This window comes from Ilyobacter sp. (assembly GCF_041583315.1).
Taxonomy (GTDB): Bacteria; Fusobacteriota; Fusobacteriia; order Fusobacteriales; family Fusobacteriaceae; genus Ilyobacter.
In genome coordinates this window covers 1-3,075 of record NZ_JBFHGC010000357.1, presented here as the reverse complement: position 1 = coordinate 3,075, position 3,075 = coordinate 1, and the positions used below count along the sequence as shown (strand labels likewise).

Annotated in this window: 2 protein-coding genes; both read right to left on the bottom strand. The window is 35.2% G+C overall.

Annotation, left to right across the window (positions count from 1 at the left end):
- Positions 1–589 (bottom strand): response regulator transcription factor (locus tag ABZA26_RS11305; RefSeq protein ID WP_372714630.1); only part of this gene is annotated, 589 nt, incomplete at its 3' end.
- The coding region (locus tag ABZA26_RS11300; protein ID WP_372714629.1) for an ATP-binding protein at positions 528–3,075 on the bottom strand (2,548 nt) is incomplete at its 5' end. The genes ABZA26_RS11305 and ABZA26_RS11300, both read right to left, overlap by 62 nt.

The window sequence follows — 3,075 nt, the reverse complement described above, 5'->3', positions numbered from 1 at the left end:
TCACGTATACGTCTACGGTTCTGTTCCCCTTTACAAATTCCTCTTCCCATACATTCTTATATATCATTTCCCGTGACAGGCTTATCCCCTTGTTTTTTATGAAGTAAACAAGAAGTTTAAACAAAGTCTTAGAAAGTTTCACCTCTTCCTCATCTAGCCTCACTGTTTTAGACTCTTCAAAAATAGTAAGTTTACCATAATAGAGAGATTTTATTACTTTATTATTCTTTCTGAGACCGGATTTCACTCTGAGGAGCAGTTCCCTGGAATTAAAAGGTTTTTTCAGATAGTCGTCTGCCCCGTTTTCAAATCCTGTTATTACATCATCGTCGCTGTCTTTTCCCGTGAGTATCATTATATAAGGATACCCGTAAATATTTGGATTTTTTCTTATCTTTCTGCATATTTCAAAACCGTCTATGTCAGGCATCATCACATCCAAAATTATAAATTCAGGTTTATGCTGCAATGTCATTACCAGTGCGGCCTTACCACATGTTGCAGTATATATTTTGTTAAATTCATTTTCAACAACTTCTTCTACCAGTTTTCTTCCCATTAAGCTGTCGTCCACTATCAGAACTTTCATCTTTCCCTCCATGTTTACCAAGCATTCTATTGAATAACTCAAGTTTTTCCAACAACTCATCCATTAAGGTAAAGTTTTCGTTTTCTATCTCTTCCAATAACTTTATTATATCATCTCTTTTAAAATATCCAATGCTTCCCTTTAGTTTATGTGCAGCTGATTTTTTATTTGTCTTCAGATCATTTAAAAGCTCATCTGACTCTTCCAAATAAACTTCAATAATTTTATTCAGAAAATCTTTTCCGTAATATTCTGTCAGCTCTTCCATATCAAGGTGAAGATACTGATGCAATATCCCGTTAAGTTTGTCAAATTCTATGGGTTTAGTTAAAAACCCCTTCATCCCTGCAGCTAAACACTCTTCTCTGTATCTTTCCAGTGAATGGGCCGTCAGAGCTATCACAGGTATTTCTGTTTTCAATTTTTTGGTGAGTTCTATTCCTGACATTCCCGGGAGCTCTATATCCATCAATATAAGATCATATTTTGAAAGATCTTTATTTTTAACATCTTCAGCATTATAGGCAATATCCACCTCTATACTCTTCTTAAGATACTCCTTCAGTATATTTGCATTGACCACATTGTCCTCTACCACAAGGACATGTCCTCTGCACATGAGGTTATTTTCATCCTTTTCCTTTTCATCTGGTATCAAATTTATATTTATAAAGGGATTCAGGAGAATATAGTCGTCATCCTTCAGTTCATAAGTGTCTTCTATGTTCTCTATTATTTTAGTCCCTTCTATGCTTTTTCCTTTTTCTGTAAAGATGACTGCGTTTCCAAAGGCCTTTTTTATCTCCATAGCATCTTCCTCATCGGCTGTTATGGTTTCTATTCCCAATTTGGAAAGCTCCTTCAGAATAAACGCTCTTTTATCTGCCACCACTATTGCCGTTCTTTTCTCACTGTTAAAAGAATCGTCTCCCACCTTGAAATTCATCTGAAAACTAAATCTGCTTCCCTTCCCCACTTCACTTTCCACTACGAGCTCTGTTCCAAGAAGTGTAATCAGTTGTTTTACTATTGTCAGTCCCAGTCCTGTCCCACCATAAGTTCTGGAATGAAAATTTTCTATCTGTGTGAAGCTGTCAAAAAGTCTGTCTATTTTATCCCCGGGAATACCAATTCCTGTGTCAGAAACGGAAAAATCAACTGACACATTACCGGAAGTTTTGGTCATAACCTTCACATCTAGGCTGACACTTCCCCTGTTTGTAAATTTCACAGCATTACTCATGAGATTTATAAGTACCTGCTTCAGCTTCAGATAGTCTCCGTAAACCTTTTTAGGCATATCACCATCTACATTGCAGGATATCTGTATCCCGTTGATGCTGGAAAAAATAAGTATGATCTCATTCATCAGATTTTTTACATCGATCAGAGATATATCTATATTCTCCTTTTCTGCAGTGAGCTTTGAAAAGTCAAGAATGTCATTTACCATGGAAAGGAGGTGTTTTGCAGATGCATCTATCACCTGTAGCTTCTTACTTCTGCTGTGGTTTTTCATTATCTCCACCATGCCGATTATCCCGTTTAGGGGGGTTCTCAGTTCATGAGTCATATTTGCCAGAAATCTGTCTTTTATTTTACTGTTTTCTTCGGCTATTATCTTGAGCTTTTTATACTTCTTTACCATTTTGCTCCATCTCATACCTATCAAAATAAAAATTAGGTTCAGAACAGAGAATACTGACAGCAGGACGTACATCACGATTCCTCTGTCTATATTTATTATATTTGCATTGAAATATTTTATATTTGTCCCAAGTGGATCCAGATAAAGGTTGTATTTTTTAGATTTTACATCATTTATCAGATAGGAAATATCGTCTAGCTTTATCCTGCTTTTTTTATTTAGCATAACAGAAGCCAGATTTTTTCCTGCCATATAGTAATCTCTTATCAAAGAAACTGTATATCTATCATTGGGAACAAGTTTATAAGAATACACCGGAAAGGAAAAATCTAAGAGTTCTTTATTCACCTCATCAGCCAGAATAAGGGCATTTTTTTTATCTTTTTTCATGAGCTCCTCTGCTGTTTTGCTGTTTGCCAGATCCACCTTAAAAAAATTAATTATTCTATATTTTCCTCTCAGAGCAATCAAATCTATATTATAAAAATTCTGTATATAAATATTCCTCAGATCAGGCTGCATTTTTATAATTATTTCTATAAATCTTTCCAGGCTCACCTTCTCAATCTCCACGTTATCGAGTCCGTAATAACTTTCCAGATAAATATATTTATCCCCCTGAAATCTTTTTTCAAAATCCAAATCTACATTTTTCCCTATTGTTATTATGTAGTCAAAATGTCTGTTCTTATATTTATGATCGTAGAGATTCTCAAGTATTTGTCTGTACTCTTCATCACTGTTTTTCAAAAAGTCCAGATACTCTATTTCCAGGATCTGATTTATTCCCCTGTTATCCTCTAGACCCTGGACAAGCTGGTCGTATTTGGCCACCCCT